This is a genomic window from Bacteroidia bacterium (assembly GCA_026932145.1).
Classification (GTDB): Bacteria; Bacteroidota; Bacteroidia; order J057; family JAIXKT01; genus JAIXKT01.
Window position 1 is genome coordinate 1 of sequence record JAIXKT010000032.1, and the last position, 17411, is coordinate 17411.

Below are 17411 nucleotides of genomic sequence, written 5' to 3' on the forward strand. Positions count from 1 at the left end.
TTTAAATTCACCTTCTATGGATTCTACTTTTTTCTCTAATGCTGTTTTGGCAAGCGATAGGTGAGCATTTAGCTGGTCTATTTTTTGTTCAGAATTATTTAGCGTATCCGCTAATTCTTTTTGGGCAGTAATATCTGACCGTACCGAAAAATATTTTACGGGTACACCTCTTTCGTTCAAGATTGGGGTTACGGTAGCATGAACCCAATAGTGGGAGTTGTCTTTTCTGATATTTTTTACTACTCCTTGCCAAATTTTACCGCCAGAGATGGTTTTCCAGAGGTCGTCAAAGATTTCGGCGGGCATATCCGGGTGGCGGATAATCCGGTGATTCTTTCCCATAAACTCTTCACGGGTGTATCCGGCAACTTGACAGAATTTGTCATTCGCATAAACAATATTTCCTCGAATATCGGTAGCGGAAACCAATACGGCGTTGTTCATCGCATATAGCTGTGTTTCTAATTCTCGTTGTGAAGCCGCTAAGTTTTCGTTAATGACGCTCATTTCTTCATTCATCTGGCGCATTTCTTCTTCCTGAGCGGTGATTTCTTCGATTTTTTGTGAAACTTCTTGGTGCAGTAAAAACTCCTCCGAAACATCAAACATAATGCACAGGTATTTGTTGATTTTTTCCTTTTCATCAAAAATCGGAACGATTGTGGACTTTACCCAATATAACTCACCGTTTTTATTACGGTTACATAACGTTCCCCTCCAAACCTTACCGGAAGAAATGGTTTTCCAAAGTTTTTTATATACTTCTTCTGATTGGCTTCCGGATTTAAGTACCCGATGATTTTTTCCGATTATCTCCTGCTCGCTATAGCCGGAGAGCTTTATAAATGGCTCATTTACAAAGGTTATATTGCCGCTCGGGTCTGTTTCTGAGATAATTGCCCCCTCATGCAAAGCCTTTAAATGGCTCTCTAACTCAGCTTTTAATGAGGTAATCTCATTTTTGTCATCGGTTCGTCTTAATAAGACATCTAATAATTTCATAGGTAATAATTCCTAAAACTTGTATTGATGATTTTAGAATACAAAAATATGCTTCATAACACAATTTAACAAGAAATAGTTTTTGTTTTTTTCAATATGAATATATTATCAGATTCAAAAAAACCAAGAAAGCATCTTCTTTTTAATGCGTATAATATCACTTTCTCAGGGCTAAGTAACTATTAATCATTAATATTTTATACTAAATTAACACTAATTAAATGTATAGTTTATCGCTATACATTTAATCCATTACTTGTTCTGTATGGATAATTATCCAAAAAGATAAAATATGAAAGTTGAATCTGATGGGAACTTTTATGGATATTTATCTTTCCAAAGTCATTTGTGTATCTTTGTGGTGTTTTAGTGGGTTGCAGAAAGTTGTTTTAAGTATAGCGGGGTCAGATTCGGGGGGGGGGGCCGGTATTCAGGCAGATTTAAGGACGTTTTTTACTCGAGGTGTTTTTGGGGTTTCAGCCATAACGGCTATTACCGCACAGAATACGCAAACGGTATCGTTGGTTCATCCTCTACCTGCCCATGTTGTTGCTGCTCAATTAGATGCTTTATATGCTGATTTTACCATAGCGGCAGTTAAAATTGGGATGTTAGCTAATTTAGCGGTCGTTCGGGTAGTCTCTGATTTTGTACAGCAGATTTCTTGCCCCGTTATTTTGGATCCTGTTTTAAAATCAACTTCGGGGGCTATTTTGTTAGAAAATGAAGCCATAGAGTACTTAGAGCAGCATATTTTGCCGTATGTTACCGTTTTTACGCCCAATATACCGGAGGCATCTATTTTTAGTGGTATAGAAATAACGGCTCAAACTTCCTTAGCGGCAGTTTATCGGCGCCTATTACAAAAAGCTCCTCAGATGGCAATATTGCTAAAAGGCGGCCATTTACCACTTGATTATCAGGGTATAAAAGTTACTGTTGATCGTTTTTGGGAGAATGATGCGGAGAAAGTTTTTGTAAATCCGTATATTTGTTCCGAAAATCTTCATGGTACGGGTTGCACCTTAGCTTCGGTTATTGCTGCTGAGGTTGCCAAAGGAGTTCCTACGTTATTAGCCGTTGAAACAGCAATTTCTTATGTACATAAAGCAATTTTGGCAGCTACCAAAATCGGTGGCGGAAATAGCCCCATCAAGCAAGGTTTCTTTCAAGATGAATAGCATATATCTGATATTGCTGGGGTGCTTGGCCGTGTGGCAGGGCTTTGCACAAGAAATCCGCTTTAGCGCAAACCAAGGTGTACAGCCCTGCCGTATGAAACCGGAAGATATTAAACCTTTAATAGACCACCTGAATCCTTTTTTTACGGATTGTTCTTGGGATGACTCTGCCAAAACCGAAGTAGCAAGACTATCACCGGAAAGGTCAGTTATCATAGAACAACGTGCTTGTTTGAGATACCACATTGCTATTCAGCTATTTATAGCACCTAACCAAATTGGGAAAGAGCCCAATGCGCTACCCAATGAATTGTATGCGCTGCTGAATAGACTGTTTTTTAACAACCCTGAATATCTAAACTATAAGTTTGAATTAGAAAAAAACATCAACGAGAATTATTTTAAGGCGGGTATAGGCAAACTCTTTTCGTTTCCGCTTAATGATATGACTTTTATTTGCTCCTTTGATTCCGGCGTGTGGGGAGGGAAAATCACCTTTGAGTGGGTTCGTTTTTTACATTCTGAAAAGATAAAAATGCCCGGTATTGAAGATTATTTAGATGACGGTTGGCATAGACCCGGTCAGTAGCTTGTTACCAATTGCTATCTTTTTCGTAACCATATAGTTCTAATAAATCTTGGATAGTTTCTTTGAAGGCATTTTTGTGCTCCGGTTTTAATGTTTCTCGCCATACGTTAATTTGCCCTTTTCGGAATGTGGAACTATTGGTAGAAAATGTATTTTTAGCAATTTGCTGAATTTGACTTTCTGATAAAGGTATATTCAAGTGGTTTGCAACTTGCTGGATAGCTGTTAGTTGTTTTTTTTCGTCTCCGCCTCCGTCTGCTCCCACTAAATCTTCAAATCTAACGATAAGCGTATTTGAGTCGTGAAACCAACCGGCAAAGTTCAGTAATAAATCTCTGATAGGTTCTACCTGTTTTTTTTCGCCATAGATGGTTGCTAACAATCTGGCATTATCATCGGGTAAAGATTTAAAGAATTCATGGGCGCGGTGGGCTTTGTCTATATGGGTTACATATTTTTCATGAGAGATACAGACATCACGTGGGTCTCTGATAACCAATAAATTGCGTATTTGGCAGCGGTGGATAGCTTCCGCAACTTTGGGGGAATAGTTTACGTGCGCAGGTGCATATTGCCCCCAAGAAAGGCTTTCTATTTTGGCAATCAAGTGTGCTTCCGACTTAAATTTATGGGTAGATATGGTGATGTCTCCGTGGTGGCGAAGCAGAGGAAAATAGCTCAAAGCTGTTTCTAAAAGGTTGGTGCCGGATTTAGGGAGAGAGTTCATCAACACTTTTGGCCCGATAAATCGCCCCTTCATTGCAGATGGTTGTAATCCAGCCCAAGTAACTGAAATATATTTCTTTAAGTAATGGCGATATTTGTCCCAAACTGTTTCGGTTTTCATATTTGGTTGTGGTTCAGAAAGTATAACAAAGAGATTGGCAAAAAGATTTACTTACCTTCATTGCCAAAGCGCAAAAGTATCCAAAAATAACAGACTCTAATACTGTTACGCTGTAATTCTAATTTTTGATGATTTTTTGATGATACTGCCGTCCGGTTTTTGTTTTAATCACCGCATAATAAAGTCCGGGAGCTAAAGATTGGATGTTTATAGGAAAATCAGCCGCTTTACAGACAAAATTTCCGGACAATTGATATAAGCAAATTTCGTGAATTGCGGGTTCATTTGATAGCCACAAGTAGTCTGTGGCAGGGTTCGGAAAAAGTACTATTGAGTTAAGAGATAGTTCATCCAGATAATTTTCTAAGTTTTGGTGTATTACTCCAACTGCGTCTAAATCAAAGCCTCCGGATTCAAAATTTGTAGGATAAGGGTCATTGATTGGGTGGCCGTTTTGGTCATAAGAAGCGAATCTTTGGTCAATACTTCCCACAACGTCTATGATTTTTACGTGGGTAATGGAATTTTTATCAAGATTTTGATAATTAGGGAGTTCTGCTAAGTCAAAAGGAGTTCCGTAATTGGCGCGGTATTTTCCGGCGAGATTATGGAGTTTGGTAGCATCATTAGAGTCGTCAAAAGTGGCTATTTGGGTTTGAGTTTGGGTATTAGAAACTGCCGGAAATCGGTAAAAGTCTGTGCCGTTACTACTCACTTCTACAAAAGCGAGTTCCAAAAAGCCGTCATTAAAAGCATTTTCAAAGACGGCAAAATCTGGTCCGGGGCCATCCATAATCGGATGCTGAAACCTCAAAACTGCCTCGCCTCTATCTCCTAAGCTCACAAAGCCGCTTTCGCCTGCACGCCCAATAGCGTTTGAATCTGCACCATAACTCGCAAAACCAGAATCAGGAACGGCAATATCTCTATAACCACGAACCACAGAACACCCAATAGCCCAGTTTACCAAAATAGAACTATCTCTATAAATAGCAGTTGTCGTGGGAGAACCTACCGGCCCGGCATACTGAGCCGCTATATCTCCGACTGAAATTACATAAATTAAAATACAACAAATTAACCGAAAACCTTTCATTCAATAAATAACTCCGCAAAGTACTGACTTATAAACACAAATACCAAACGCTTATCTATCGAAACAAAATATATTGCAATAAAATGATAATCAATAAATTAAATCAGTTTTTTTATTATTTAACGGATAAAACCGACTATGCTCTCAAAAGCTACCTCAGTTTTTTATACCTTTGCAAAATCTGGTAGATACATGGCTGTTTTTCATAGGTTTCCAAGTTTTATGTGTATCGGTGCGCAAAAAGCAGGGACAACCAGTTTACAAGACGCATTGGTTCAGCATCCACAAATTTTTTTACCCAAAGTTAAGGAAACCCACTTTTTTGTTCGAGAAGATAGATTTTCATTGGGTTTTGAAGATTATCAACAGCGTTATTTTGGTGAGGCAAGTACCAACCAGATTATTGGAGAAATTGACCCTGAATATCTATTTTTTCCGATTGCAGCACCCAGAATCAAACAATATTTGGGTGAAAATTTAAAGTTTATCATTATTCTGCGGGAGCCGGTTTCGCGGGCTTTTTCTCATTATCAAATGAGCCAACGGCGTGGCTTAGAAACCTTAGACTTCAAAACAGCTATTTTGCAAGAACCAGAACGAACCCTTACAGATACAGGATTCCGCCATTTTTCATATATATCACGCAGCCAATATCTGAAACAAATAAAAGCATTTCAGGCTCATTTTCCCAATGCTCAATTTTTGTTTTTGCTCTTTGAGCAAGATATTCAGCAGAGCTTGAATAAAACCCTTACCAAAATAACCGATTTTTTAGGAATATCCAGTTTTTCTATTCAAGAAGATATAGTCAGCAACCCAGCCTCTACACCAAGATTTGCGTTTTTGCGAAATATGATTTATGATAAACAAAATCCATTACGCAAACTTATTGGAAAACTGATTCCACGTAAATACAAACTACAAATTGCTCAAACTGCCGATTCGTTAAACCAAAAAAAATTAACTCATTCCATAAAGATAGATGCTGAACTCAAAGAACATATTTTTAATCAATATTTTTTAGCAGAAATACCTGAGTTAGAAAAACTTACAAACCTCAATCTATCTATTTGGCTGCCTAAAAATGTATGAAAAAACCAAATTTTGTGGTTATCGGAGCACCTAAATCCGGAACAACCTCTTTATTTTATTACCTGCACCAACATCCGGACATTTATCTGCCCACCAAAAAGGAGCTGCATTATTTTTCATATCCATTTATCAAACAAACCTTGAATGGCCCGGGAGATGATCTGGTTTTAGCCGGCTTATGTGCAGATTTAGAAAGCTATCTTTCTCATTATAAGGCTGTAAAAAACCAAAAAAGAATTGGCGAAGTTTCTCCATCTTATTTACTTTATGATGAAGCGCGGCATAATATCAAATCCGAGTTAGGGGATGATGTTAAAATCATCGCTATCTTACGGAATCCGGTTCAAAAAGCCTATTCTCAGTATATGCACATGGTTCGTGAGCAGCATGAAACCGAAACCTTTATGCGTGGCTTAGAATTAGAACCACAACGAGTAGCAGCAGGCTGGTGGGATATGTGGCTCTATGCCTCTTCATCTCGTTATGCCTCACATTTACAAAGATATTATGACACCTTCAAAAAAGAACAAATCTTAGTACTTATCTTTGAAGACTTTATGTTAGATACGCCTGCCGCTATGAAGATAGTTTTCAAGTTTCTGGATATAGACGATACGGTATTCATTGATACAGAGCAGATTTACAACCGTACTGGCGAATCCAAAGTAAAAGAAATCTCCACTTTTTTAAATCATCCGTCTTCGATAAAGTCCTTTTTTAAGAAAATCATACCGGATAAGATTCGCCTACAGTTTAGAGAACAGATTATGCGCTGGAATACAGGAAAAAAACCGGCTATTGACCCTAAGGCAGAAGCATTTCTGAATCAATACTTTAAAGAAGATATTCAAGCTGTTTCAGACTTACTTGGCAGAAAACTCCCTTGGTAATCTCATGGAAACCTCAATTCCTACACTTTCTATATTAATCGTTAATTACAATGGCAAAGAAGTCATAACCAATTGTCTTGCTTCTATTCGTGATAACCTAACTATTTCTCATGAAGTTATAGTGATAGACAACCTATCTACGGACGGCAGCCCTGCTTTAATTCAAAATAACTTTCCGGATGTTCATTTAGTAGAAAACAACGAAAATACGGGTTTTGCACGCGCAAACAATCAGGCTGCCAAACTCGCAACCGGTAAATACCTACTGCTGTTAAACAATGACACTATTTTGTTAGATGACATCAAGCCGATGATTGATTATTTCGAGAAAAACCCAACAGTAGGAGCAATCGGCATCAAGATGCTGGGAAAAGATATGGAATACAGAAAATCCGCAGGCCATTTTCCAGAACCCCTTCGATTAATCAAAATATCCAGTATATACAAAAATAATCAATATTTTAACACTGGGAACTTTCCACAAAGCACTGATAATTACAGCGTTGATTGGGTAGAAGGCTCTTTTTTAAGTACTCCCCGTGAACTTTGGGGTCAGCTTAGGGGGCTTGATGAAGGATATTTCATGTATGTTGAAGATATTGACTATTGCAAAAAAGTTCAAGTAGCCGGCCTACAAACCCGTTTCTACCCAGCCTTGCGTTATCAGCATCTTGGTGGCTATAATCAAGGCCGTTTTGACCTGATTGTCAAAGGGTTCAGAAGGTTTCATCAAAACTTTTCCGGCTATGGAACAAGATTATTGGCCAACACTATCCTGACAATCGGACTCTGGCTTAGGCTTGCACTAAGCTCTATTTTGTATCTAATTACCCGAAAAAAACATCACTTAGAACGCAGAAACGTTTGCCTAAAAGCACTCCGCAGCCGATAACTATAATCGTGGAAAATAATTTGGGCTTAGTGAATGAATTTTAATTAAAGATGTAGAATTTTACATTATGAAATATGAGGAAATTCTCAATCATATTCGTTCCCAAAAGTTTACGCCATTATATTATCTGTATGGAGAAGAGTCATATTTTATTGACAAGATAATCAGTACCTTAGATGAATGTGTGGTGCCAGAAAGCTGCCGGTCTTTTAATGTGGATATAATTTATGGAGAAGAAGCTACCGCTAACCGGCTGCTTTCGTTAGCCAAAAGTTTTCCCATGATGAGTGAACGCAAACTTATCATCGTTAAAGAAGCGCAACGCATTAAAAAAGATGAATTTGAAAAACTCACCACCTACTTTGAAAAACCGGTACAAACAACCATTTTAGCGTTCGCCTGCAAGGATAAAAAAAAACCGGATGGCCGCCTAAAATGGTCTAAAGTATTGGATAAAAACGGAATAGTATTTGAATCCAAATCCCTATATGAAAATCAAATTGCCAACTGGCTGGCACAATATGTTAAACAAAGTAGTTTTACCATTGCCGAAGATGCCCAACAAATAATCGCCACTTATTTAGGAAACAATTTACAAATTATTGAGAATGAGATTTCTAAAATAATACTAACGCTGAAGCAACAACAAAAAAATCATATTTCTAAAGAAACTGTCTTTGACATCATAGACATAGACAAAGACTATAACGTTTTTGAACTGATTGATAAAATCTCCTTGCGGGAGCCGGAAAAATGCCATCAGATAATCACCCAAATGCTTCGCAACCCCCGTGAAAACCCAGCAATAGTTATTGTTTATCAGCTATTTGTATTCTTTCGGGACTTATCTATTTTAAAATACCGCCATGCAGAAACCGATAGCAGCATCGCTCAGATATTGGGAATTAACCCCTTTTTTGTAAAACGCTACAAAACAGCCCTTCAGCAGTTTACATTCACCCGCATCAAACAAAATCTACAGTATATCTTAGAGGCAGATTTAGCCCTAAAAGGAATTATCAATACCCGAATAGGCGATGGACATATCCTAAAAACATTGATAATAAAGTTATTACAATAGCTTTTTGAGGAATTTTATTTCCTCATACAAATGCTTCTTGATGAAGTTTTGTTAAAATAGAAATAGTGTAATCTATTTCTTCAATAGTTGTTAATGGGCTAAAAGAGAACCGGATAGAGTTTCCGACTCGTATTTCGGAGCAGTTCATTGCTCGCAAGACGTGCGACCCTGCATTGCTGCCGGAAGTGCAGGCAGAACCGCCGGAAGCTGAAATTCCATGCGTATCTAAATTATAAAGTAACATAGATTCTGGGTCTGAACCCGGAAAAACTACACTTAAAATAGTGGCCGCCGAACATCCAACTTGCTGGTTTCCATTAAATTGAACTTCTTGAATTTGCTGGGTTAGTTTTTCCTTAAAATACTGTTTGAGGTTATTTAGATGTTTCGTATGCTCTTCTATATTTCGTAAGCTATGTTCTAAAGCGGCAGCCATTCCCACAATTCCGGCAACATTTTCAGTACCGGCACGTTGGTTTCGCTCTTGACTTCCACCATATAAAAGAGGTTCAACCGCAGATTGATTTTTTCTAAACAAAAAGCCGACCCCTTTTGGCCCCCCAAACTTATGTGCCGAAGCCGCAACAAAATCTACCGGTAAGTTGCTTAGATTAAGGGAAAAATGCCCAATCGTTTGAACTGTATCTGAATGAAATAATGCACCAAACTCTTTGCAGCAACTTCCGATAGCCGCAATATCATGTAAGGTTCCAATTTCGTTGTTGGCGTGCATTAAACTGACTAATGTTTTTTCGGAGCATTTTTCTAAGGTGTTTTTTAGTTCCTCTAAAGAAATGTTCCCAAACTCATCAACTGATAAGTAGGTTATTTTTATGCCACTACGCTTTGCTAATTTTTCTGCTGTATAAATAACTGCATGATGTTCTAATTTAGTGGTAATGATGTGCTTAACATGGAGACTATACACGCAGCCGCAGAGTGCCATATTATCGGCTTCTGTGCCGCCGCTTGTAAAAACGATTTCTGCCGGAGCGCAATGCAGTAATTGCGCAATATTTTTACGGCTATTTTCAATTGCAGCACGCAAAATCCGCCCATGATGATGAATTGCAGAAGGATTCCCAAAATATTGGGTCAAATAGGGTAGCATCGCTTCAACAGATTCTAAATACATTGGGGTAGAAGCTGCATTGTCTAAATAGGCTCGCATCATAAATAAGAGAGAACAAAGTTACAAAAAAGAGTAACTTCTATTTAGCTGCTTACAAAGCCGACTGCTTTTATCTAAGATTAAGTGCCCAAAAAGAATTATTCTGTATGCATTTTTATAGTTACTTAGCGAAGTTTTTGGAGCACATGAAAATTGGTTTAGTTACATTTCCGGGTAGCAACTGCGATAATGACTTGCGATTAGCAATTAAACGGATTACGGGAAAAGAACCTATTGCGTTATGGCATAAAGACACTGATTTACAAGGTTGTAGAGGAGTATTTTTGCCCGGAGGTTTTTCTTATGGCGACTATTTGCGCTCTGGTGCTATTGCTCGCTTTTCTCCCATTATGCAGGAGATCATCAAATTTGCCCAAAATGGCGGATTAGTGATGGGAATCTGTAACGGTTTTCAAATTTTGACAGAAGCCGGATTACTACCCGGAACGTTATTAAAAAATGATAATCAACTATTTAACTGTTCATCGGTTTTCATTAAACCGGCAACTCAGCACTCAATAATAACCCAAAATTTAACCTCAAACCCTTTAAAAATACCCATTGCACACGGAGAGGGACGCTACTTCTGCCCACAAGATACTTTGAATAACCTTCAAGAATATGAGCAAATCTTATTTCGATACTGCAATGAATCTGGTGAGGTTTCCTCGGCCAGCAATCCCAATGGGTCATTAGAATCCATTGCCGGCGTGTGTAACAAAAATAAAAATGTATTTGGGATGATGCCCCATCCAGAGCGTGCAGCCGACTCGGATATTCATAATACTGACGGACTTGAGATTCTACGAAGTTTTTGCCTAAATAGCTGATTTTCATGTATCAAGATGAATCCGGAAAGTGGGTTTGCTTATCTGTTGGCCCTGCTACCTTAGATAGCCACGTCAATGAATATTATCAGGAAGCCTGTACCTCCGGAATTCTAAGCCGTTCACACCGAAGCCCACAATTTTCTGCCCTGTATGAACGGCTGGTACTTGCTTTTCAGCATAACCAACTTTTACCCAGAGACTATGCTGTACTCTTGTTTAGCTCGGCAACAGAATGTTGGCAAGTGCTGGCAGATTCTTTTCCGGAAAGCCAATCGCATCATCTGTTTAATGGATCATTTGGCCAAAAATGGTGGGAACGAACAAAAAGCATAAAACCGATGCTTACAACAGCGCAACAATTTGATATTAATGAGGTTGTAAATCCAACTACCCTAGATACTTTTAACGGGATTTTATGTTTAACCCAAAATGAGACTTCTAACGGCACAGCTATTCCCGTTGATTCAATTGTGAAATGGCACAACAGGTATCCGGAAGCCTTACTTGCTGTGGACGCTACTTCCAGCATGGGCGGCATTCAGTTGCCTTGGTCATGTGCTGATATTTGGTTTGCTTCGGTTCAAAAATGCTTTGGTTTACCGGCAGGTTTAGCCGTAATGTTATTAAGCCGGCGAGCAGTAGAGTACGCCAATCACTTTAATATCACCAACCGCTATAATTTACTTGCAAACGCGATTCAGCATTACCGAAACCGCCAAACTACCCATACACCGAATACCGCAAATATTTATCTCCTTACCCGTGTTTTAGAAGAGCGTAATTCCATTCAAATTATAGCAGAACGTACCCGATCCCAATCAGATATGCTCTTTGACGTATTAGAAGCTCACCCAACCTTAAAACCACTGATAACCAATTATCTAAACCGATCCCAAACAATTATTGTTATCAAAACCGAATCACAGGAAAACTGGACTAAACAACTTGCTACTGAGGGACTTGTAGTCAGCAGTGGATATGGTGCTTGGAAAAAAAATACCTTCCGAATAGCAAACTTCCCAACTATTAAACAAGAATGGCTGAACCTTTTTATCAAACAAATTAATTGACAACGACCCCTAATCTACCCTTGAACAAATAGAAGCAATTATCTTTATAAAATTGATATTTGTTTTTAATAAAAGTTGAATTTAAATTGCCGCCGCAGAGCTGATTGGCATCAATATTGACAGGAAAAAATCTCATTAACAGCTTAGTTAGCCGAAGTAAAAGAACCTAATAAAAATAAAACAACAATGGAGAAACATTTTTTTAGAACAGGACTTATTATAGTCTTAGCTTTTGTAGTAAACACAGCATTTGCGCAAGACGATGCTGAAGGCTGTAAAGACTATCCATTATTTAACCGGATGCCAAACTATTATCTTTCAAATTGTGAAGAATTAGAATTTGGCTCTATGAAATTTCCTACAGGCATTCCAAATCCTAAGAATGATAATAAAATCAAGTCAGAAGCAGTTGAAGGGAAAATAATGGCATTTAAGTATTCATTAAAAGAAGAGGCGAAACCAGCATCTGGCTTGCAAATCATGCGTAACTTTCAAACGGCAGCAAAACAAAATGGAGGTGTTGTTTTAGGAGAATATCAAGGGTGGTGTTCAGGATATTATGACCATAACGGAGAAAGCATTAACGGAGGAGATATTCCGGTTGGTAATGGCTGCACAAATTGGTCAACGACTTTTAAATTTACCAAGAATAACAAAGAAATTTGGGTGTATGAACAACTTGCTGATGGTGGATATGATTTGATTATTGCAGAAAAGGAAGCCATGAAGCAAGATATTCAAGTCAATGAAATGTTTGAAAAAATCAATAATGGAAACTCTCTGGTGCTTTACATTAACTTTGAAACAGGGAAATCTGTTATCAAAAATGAATCCCAAAATATCATTGATGAAATATACAAAATGCTGAAAGGAAATCCGTCTTTAAAAATTATAATAGAAGGACACACCGATAATACCGGCAATAAGGATTCTAACCAAACCCTTTCTGAACAACGTGCTGCAAGCGTAAAAGCCGCATTAGTAAGCAAAGGTATTGCCACAGACAGAATAAAGTCAGTTGGTTATGGACAAGATAAACCCATTTCTGATAACAGCACCGAGGAAGGAAAAACCAAAAACAGACGGGTAGAGATAAAAAAAATGTAGCTACTCGATACCCATAATACTTCGGTAGTTTTTAACTTAAATATCTAATTATCAATGAATTAAATATTTATAAATTAGATAATATATTGACTCTTAGTATATTTATTGGTTGTGGCTCAGAAAGTATGATAAACGCTTGACAACAAGCCGTAACTTTACGATTTAACCTAAAACCGAAGTTACTTATCCTCATTGTCGAAGCACAAAAATATCTAAAAATGGGCGGAAAAAGAACGGAACTCAGAATTATTTGTGTACCGCTTATCAAAAAAACTATTAATATACGGATTATCAGCTATTTATAAATATATATACGAACTTATTTTGCAGGGTTTCAAATAGTTGTACTTTTGCCGTGTACTGGAAGTTATACTCCCCGATCTAAGACCCAAATAGTTAATTATGAATGGCGATATAAAAAAACCAAAGCAATTATTAAATGCATTCAGAAGTCTTTTTATAATACTACAGATAGATAAAATATTACGATATTTTACCCATAATAAAGAATCCACTTCATTCATTGGGAAAATAGCTCCTAATAATTACCAATATAAACCAAATACGATACGAAAATTTAAAATTAATGATATTTGCTTAGAAGGAGATATAAGCGACTATGTTGCGCATTTCTTATACTTTGGATTTAAAGATATCGCACATGAAAGATTATTGAACCTTGCTAAAAAGGATGCAATAATACTTGATATCGGAACCAATATAGGAACTACACTTTTAAGATTTGCAGATAGGGTTGGCTCCAATGGATATGTTTATGGATTTGAACCCGATGTAATTAACTATAAATCATGTTTTAAAAATATCTCACTTAATAACTTTAGTAATATAGAAGTTAATAATATTGGTTTAGGAGACTCTAATAATGTATTTTTATTGGTAGTAGATACACCAACTAATAGGGGAGGAAATAGAATTGTTATTGGTAACACAACGAATAAGGAGTCTATTGAGATTAAAGTACAAAAATTAGATGATTGGATTACCTCAAAAGATATAAGTAAAATAAACGTTATTAAAATAGATGTAGAAGGATTCGAATTTAAAGTACTAAAAGGAGGAATAGAAACTATCCAAAAGTTTAAACCGATTATGTTTATTGAATTAGATGATAATAATTTAAAAGCTGTTGGTAATTCTGCGAAGGAACTAATAGCCTTAGTAGAATCTTTAAACTATAGTATTATAAATGCAGAAAACAACGCAGCAGTTTACGCTGACCAATCGTTTACGAATTGCCATTTTGATATACTCTGTACTCCTAAGTAAATTCAATGTACATCGTACAGACTATTGGTAGTTAGGAACAATTTTTTCTAATCCTAACTACTTGATTATCAATAGTAATTTTGTAATTACTTTTTTAGTACAGGGCAAAAATTTCAAATAATTAACTATTTGAAATTTTTGCCCTGTATCTTTAGTTGTTTTACTATATGCAATTTTACCTCAAAGTCAGTAGTTCTATCTAACTAATTGAGTTTCAGGGACTAAGTCTAAGGCTTTTTTGATTATGTATTCCTGCTGGGAAAGATGCTGTTTATGTGATCCCGTAGCTGGGCTGGCACTTTCTTTTCTGGAACAAACTTCAAATGGAATGTCGCGAAGTTTTCGTAGAATATAAGTCCAAGCTCCCATGTTTTCTGGCTCTTCCTGAACCCATAACACCTTAGCTTTATGATACTTAGCGATTATATCCCGAATAGCAAGTTCCGGTAAAGGATACAACTGTTCAAGGCGAACAATAGCCACATTTTCTTTGTTAAAAGCTAATTTCTGGTCAAGTAAGTCGTAATAGATCTTTCCGGTACAGAATATCAGTCTATCTACAATTTCCGGCTGTTCTGTTGGGTCATCAATTACAGGTTGAAATTTATCATACATAAAATCAGCGACAGGAGAGACACATTTGGGATGCCGAAGTAAACTTTTGGGGGTAAATATCGCAGCAGGAATTCTATATTCTCCTTTTACTTGTCTGCGAAGCGCATGAAACATATTTGCCGGCGTGGTGCAATCCAACACATAAATATTGTTTTCAGCACAAAGTTGTAAAAAGCGTTCCATACGTGCACTGGAATGTTCAGGCCCTTGACCTTCATAACCATGTGGTAATAAAACAGTTAGAGCATTTAGCCTCTGCCATTTTGTTTGGCTGCAACTAAAGAATTGGTCGGTGATAATCTGGGCACCATTAGAAAAATCTCCAAACTGAGCTTCCCAAATTACCAAATCATTGGGAGAAGAATACGAATATCCATACTCAAAACCCATAACCGCATATTCAGATAATAAAGAATTATAAATGTGTAACTTAGATTTTTCGGTGGCTAAATTATTTAATGCAGTATAAGAACTGCCATTTTTTTGGTCTTTGATAACAGCATGACGGTGTGAAAAAGTGCCCCTTTCAACGTCTTGCCCTGAAATGCGAATACTATGTCCATCTGCCAGCAAGGAAGCATAAGCCAATAATTCTCCCATTCCCCAGTCAACTTTGTTGGTTTCAAACACCATTTTATTTCTGTCGCTAAATAGTTTAGCCACATTTTTATGGGGTACAAAAGATGCTGGAATCGTCGAAAGTATTTCTGTATATTTGGTTAATTGGTCATCGGTAATGCTGGTATCAGGAATTTCAAGTACTTCATCTCGGGTGATGTATCGAAAGCCTACCCAAGACCGTTTAGGGAGGTCTCCAAGGACAGAACCTTCTTTTTCTTTGGCACTTTTCAGCTGATTTTGGAGATAATCGTCAAACCCCTGCTGCATTTCAGCAAACTCTTGGGTAGTAATTACTCCTTCAGCTATCAATTTTTCTTGGTAAATTGTTAATGGGGATTTATGTTTATCAATAATTTCATACATCAATGCTTGCGTAAATCTGGGTTCATCTCCTTCGTTATGGCCATATTTACGGTAGCATACTATATCTATAAAAATATCTCGATTGAACTCTTGGCGAAAGTCCATAGCTAATTGGGTCGCAAAGACCACTGCTTCGGGATCATCTCCATTAACATGAAATACTGGAGATAAAGTTACTTTGGCTATGTCTGTGCAGTATGTACTAGAGCGGGAGCACTCAGGGTCAGTAGTAAAGCCAATTTGGTTATTGATAACGATATGAACTGTTCCGCCGACCCCATAGCCTTTTAGCTCGGACATCTGCGCCACTTCATAAACAATACCTTGCCCAGATAAAGAAGCATCTCCATGAATCAGTATCGGCACAATTGCATCAATATCACCTTGATAGATATTATCAAGGCGGGCGCGAACCATCCCTTCAACTACTGGATTAACTGCCTCTAAGTGAGATGGATTAGGTGCCAAACTTAGGTGGATCTGTTTGCCATTTGCAAGTACCGGGTCGCTTGAAAAACCCATGTGATATTTTACGTCTCCGTCAAAAATGGAGTTAGCTATCCCTTTTCCTTCAAATTCTCCAAAAACGGTTTCATAGTCCTTTTGGAGAATGTTTGTAAGTACATTCAGTCGGCCTCGATGAGCCATTCCAACGACAAATTCTTTGGCTCCATTTTCTGCCCCGCGTAAGATAATACCGTCTAATGCCGGAATAAGAGATTCCGCTCCTTCTAACGAAAAACGTTTTTGGCCAACAAATTTTTTGTGTAAGAAATTTTCAAAAGAAGCAGATTCATTTAATTTCTTCAAAATAGCCTTCTTTTGTTCTTTAGAAAAAGAGGGCTTATTTTTAGAGGTCTCCATGCGTTTCTCTAACCACGCTGTTATTTCCGGATTGCGGGTATATCTGTATTCTACACCGATAGATCCACAGTAAGTTTCTTCTAAGTGGCTGATAATCTGGCGTAATGTAGCCATACCTAACCCAATTATTTCTCCAGAGAGAAACTTGGTATCTAAATCTGCCTCTGTAAGCTCAAAATTAGATATATCTAAGGTAGGTAAGGAAGGTTTGTTGGGCAAGATTGGGTTCGTTTTTGCAAATAGATGCCCGCGGCTGCGGTATCCGTTTATTAGGTCTAAAACATGAACTTCTTTTGAGAAGGCATTAGATACTGTTTGAACGCCTTCTCCACTTCGGGAGAACTCAAATCCTTCAAAAAAACGCTGCCAACTCGTGTCTAACGTCTCCGGCGTGTCAATATACTGCCGATATAGCTGTTCCACATACTCTGCACCAGCATTGCCTAAATATGTCAATTTATCCATGATGAGCGAATTTTAACGCTGTAATTATTGGGGTATCTTCGGGCAAAAATACAATTCTAAATAATATAGCAACTAAAAAGAGGAAAATATTTTGGTCATAGCTCAGGAAGCACGATAAGGTGCTTAGCTATAAGGAGTAACTTTACAATTTATACTGAAACAAAAGTTGAAATCACTTACTTTCATTACCAAAGTACAAAAGTATCCAAAAATTAGATTAAAAAAGAACTGAGATTAGAATTATTTAAGCACACTTACCGAAAATAATTTCTTCAACCCAGAAAACAGAAAATATAAATAACTCATTAGAGAGTTAGAAACAGAAATATAGTTAGGAATACTATTTGT

15 protein-coding genes are annotated in these 17411 nt (G+C 37.4%); 10 read left to right on the forward strand and 5 right to left on the reverse strand.

Features of this window, described 5'->3' with window-relative positions:
* Positions 1-1002 (reverse strand): PAS domain-containing protein (locus LC115_07750; protein ID MCZ2356564.1); only part of this gene is annotated, 1002 nt, incomplete at its 3' end.
* Between the two features lie 320 nt (positions 1003-1322).
* Here LC115_07750 and thiD point away from each other — a divergent pair.
* On the forward strand, positions 1323-2183 hold the full coding sequence (gene thiD / locus LC115_07755; protein ID MCZ2356565.1) for a bifunctional hydroxymethylpyrimidine kinase/phosphomethylpyrimidine kinase: 861 nt from the start codon (positions 1323-1325) through the stop codon (positions 2181-2183).
* Positions 2176-2772, forward strand: a complete 597-nt coding sequence (locus tag LC115_07760) for a hypothetical protein (protein ID MCZ2356566.1) — start codon at positions 2176-2178, stop codon at positions 2770-2772. The genes thiD and LC115_07760 overlap by 8 nt, the downstream gene beginning before the upstream one ends.
* A gap of 4 nt (positions 2773-2776) precedes the next feature.
* On the opposite strand, the gene LC115_07765 is transcribed toward LC115_07760, so the two are convergent.
* Complete coding sequence (locus LC115_07765) at positions 2777-3619, reverse strand: sulfotransferase domain-containing protein (protein MCZ2356567.1); 843 nt, start codon at positions 3617-3619, stop codon at positions 2777-2779.
* A gap of 118 nt (positions 3620-3737) precedes the next feature.
* Complete coding sequence (locus LC115_07770) at positions 3738-4715, reverse strand: T9SS type A sorting domain-containing protein (GenBank protein ID MCZ2356568.1); 978 nt, start codon at positions 4713-4715, stop codon at positions 3738-3740.
* A 222-nt stretch (positions 4716-4937) separates the two neighbouring features.
* Between LC115_07770 and LC115_07775 the strand changes: the two genes are divergently transcribed.
* The 4 genes from LC115_07775 to holA all read left to right on the forward strand — a co-directional run bounded on the left by LC115_07775 (position 4938) and on the right by holA (position 8670).
* Positions 4938-5807, forward strand: coding sequence for a sulfotransferase (locus LC115_07775; protein MCZ2356569.1), 870 nt, complete (start codon positions 4938-4940; stop codon positions 5805-5807).
* A complete protein-coding gene (locus LC115_07780) occupies positions 5804-6697 on the forward strand; it encodes a sulfotransferase (protein MCZ2356570.1) in 894 nt (297 codons plus the stop codon). Before LC115_07775 ends, LC115_07780 begins: the two co-directional genes overlap by 4 nt.
* Positions 6698-6701: 4 nt before the next feature.
* Complete coding sequence (locus LC115_07785; protein MCZ2356571.1) at positions 6702-7589, forward strand: glycosyltransferase family 2 protein; 888 nt, start codon at positions 6702-6704, stop codon at positions 7587-7589.
* Between the two features lie 67 nt (positions 7590-7656).
* The gene (holA, locus tag LC115_07790) at positions 7657-8670 is read left to right on the forward strand and encodes a DNA polymerase III subunit delta (protein ID MCZ2356572.1); all 1014 of its coding nucleotides are present in this window, start codon (positions 7657-7659) and stop codon (positions 8668-8670) included.
* Positions 8671-8692: 22 nt separating this feature from the next.
* On the opposite strand, the gene LC115_07795 is transcribed toward holA, so the two are convergent.
* Positions 8693-9841: a cysteine desulfurase gene (locus LC115_07795; GenBank protein ID MCZ2356573.1), complete on the reverse strand. Its 1149-nt coding sequence runs from the start codon at positions 9839-9841 to the stop codon at positions 8693-8695.
* 146 nt (positions 9842-9987) lie between these two features.
* On the opposite strand from LC115_07795, the gene purQ reads away from it, so the two are divergent.
* From purQ to LC115_07815, 4 genes are all read left to right on the forward strand, one after another.
* Positions 9988-10671: a phosphoribosylformylglycinamidine synthase subunit PurQ gene (purQ, locus tag LC115_07800; protein MCZ2356574.1), complete on the forward strand. Its 684-nt coding sequence runs from the start codon at positions 9988-9990 to the stop codon at positions 10669-10671.
* A gap of 5 nt (positions 10672-10676) precedes the next feature.
* Positions 10677-11741 (forward strand): aminotransferase class V-fold PLP-dependent enzyme, encoded by a 1065-nt coding sequence (locus LC115_07805; protein ID MCZ2356575.1) that lies wholly within the window; start codon positions 10677-10679, stop codon positions 11739-11741.
* Between the two features lie 186 nt (positions 11742-11927).
* Positions 11928-12848 carry an OmpA family protein gene (locus tag LC115_07810; GenBank protein MCZ2356576.1) on the forward strand — a complete coding sequence of 307 codons (921 nt, stop codon included), beginning with the start codon at positions 11928-11930 and terminating at the stop codon, positions 12846-12848.
* A 402-nt stretch (positions 12849-13250) separates the two neighbouring features.
* Positions 13251-14135, forward strand: coding sequence for an FkbM family methyltransferase (locus tag LC115_07815; protein MCZ2356577.1), 885 nt, complete (start codon positions 13251-13253; stop codon positions 14133-14135).
* A gap of 195 nt (positions 14136-14330) precedes the next feature.
* On the opposite strand, the gene LC115_07820 is transcribed toward LC115_07815, so the two are convergent.
* Positions 14331-17063, reverse strand: a complete 2733-nt coding sequence (locus tag LC115_07820) for a 2-oxoglutarate dehydrogenase E1 component (GenBank protein MCZ2356578.1) — start codon at positions 17061-17063, stop codon at positions 14331-14333.
* Positions 17064-17411: the final 348 nt, after the last annotated feature.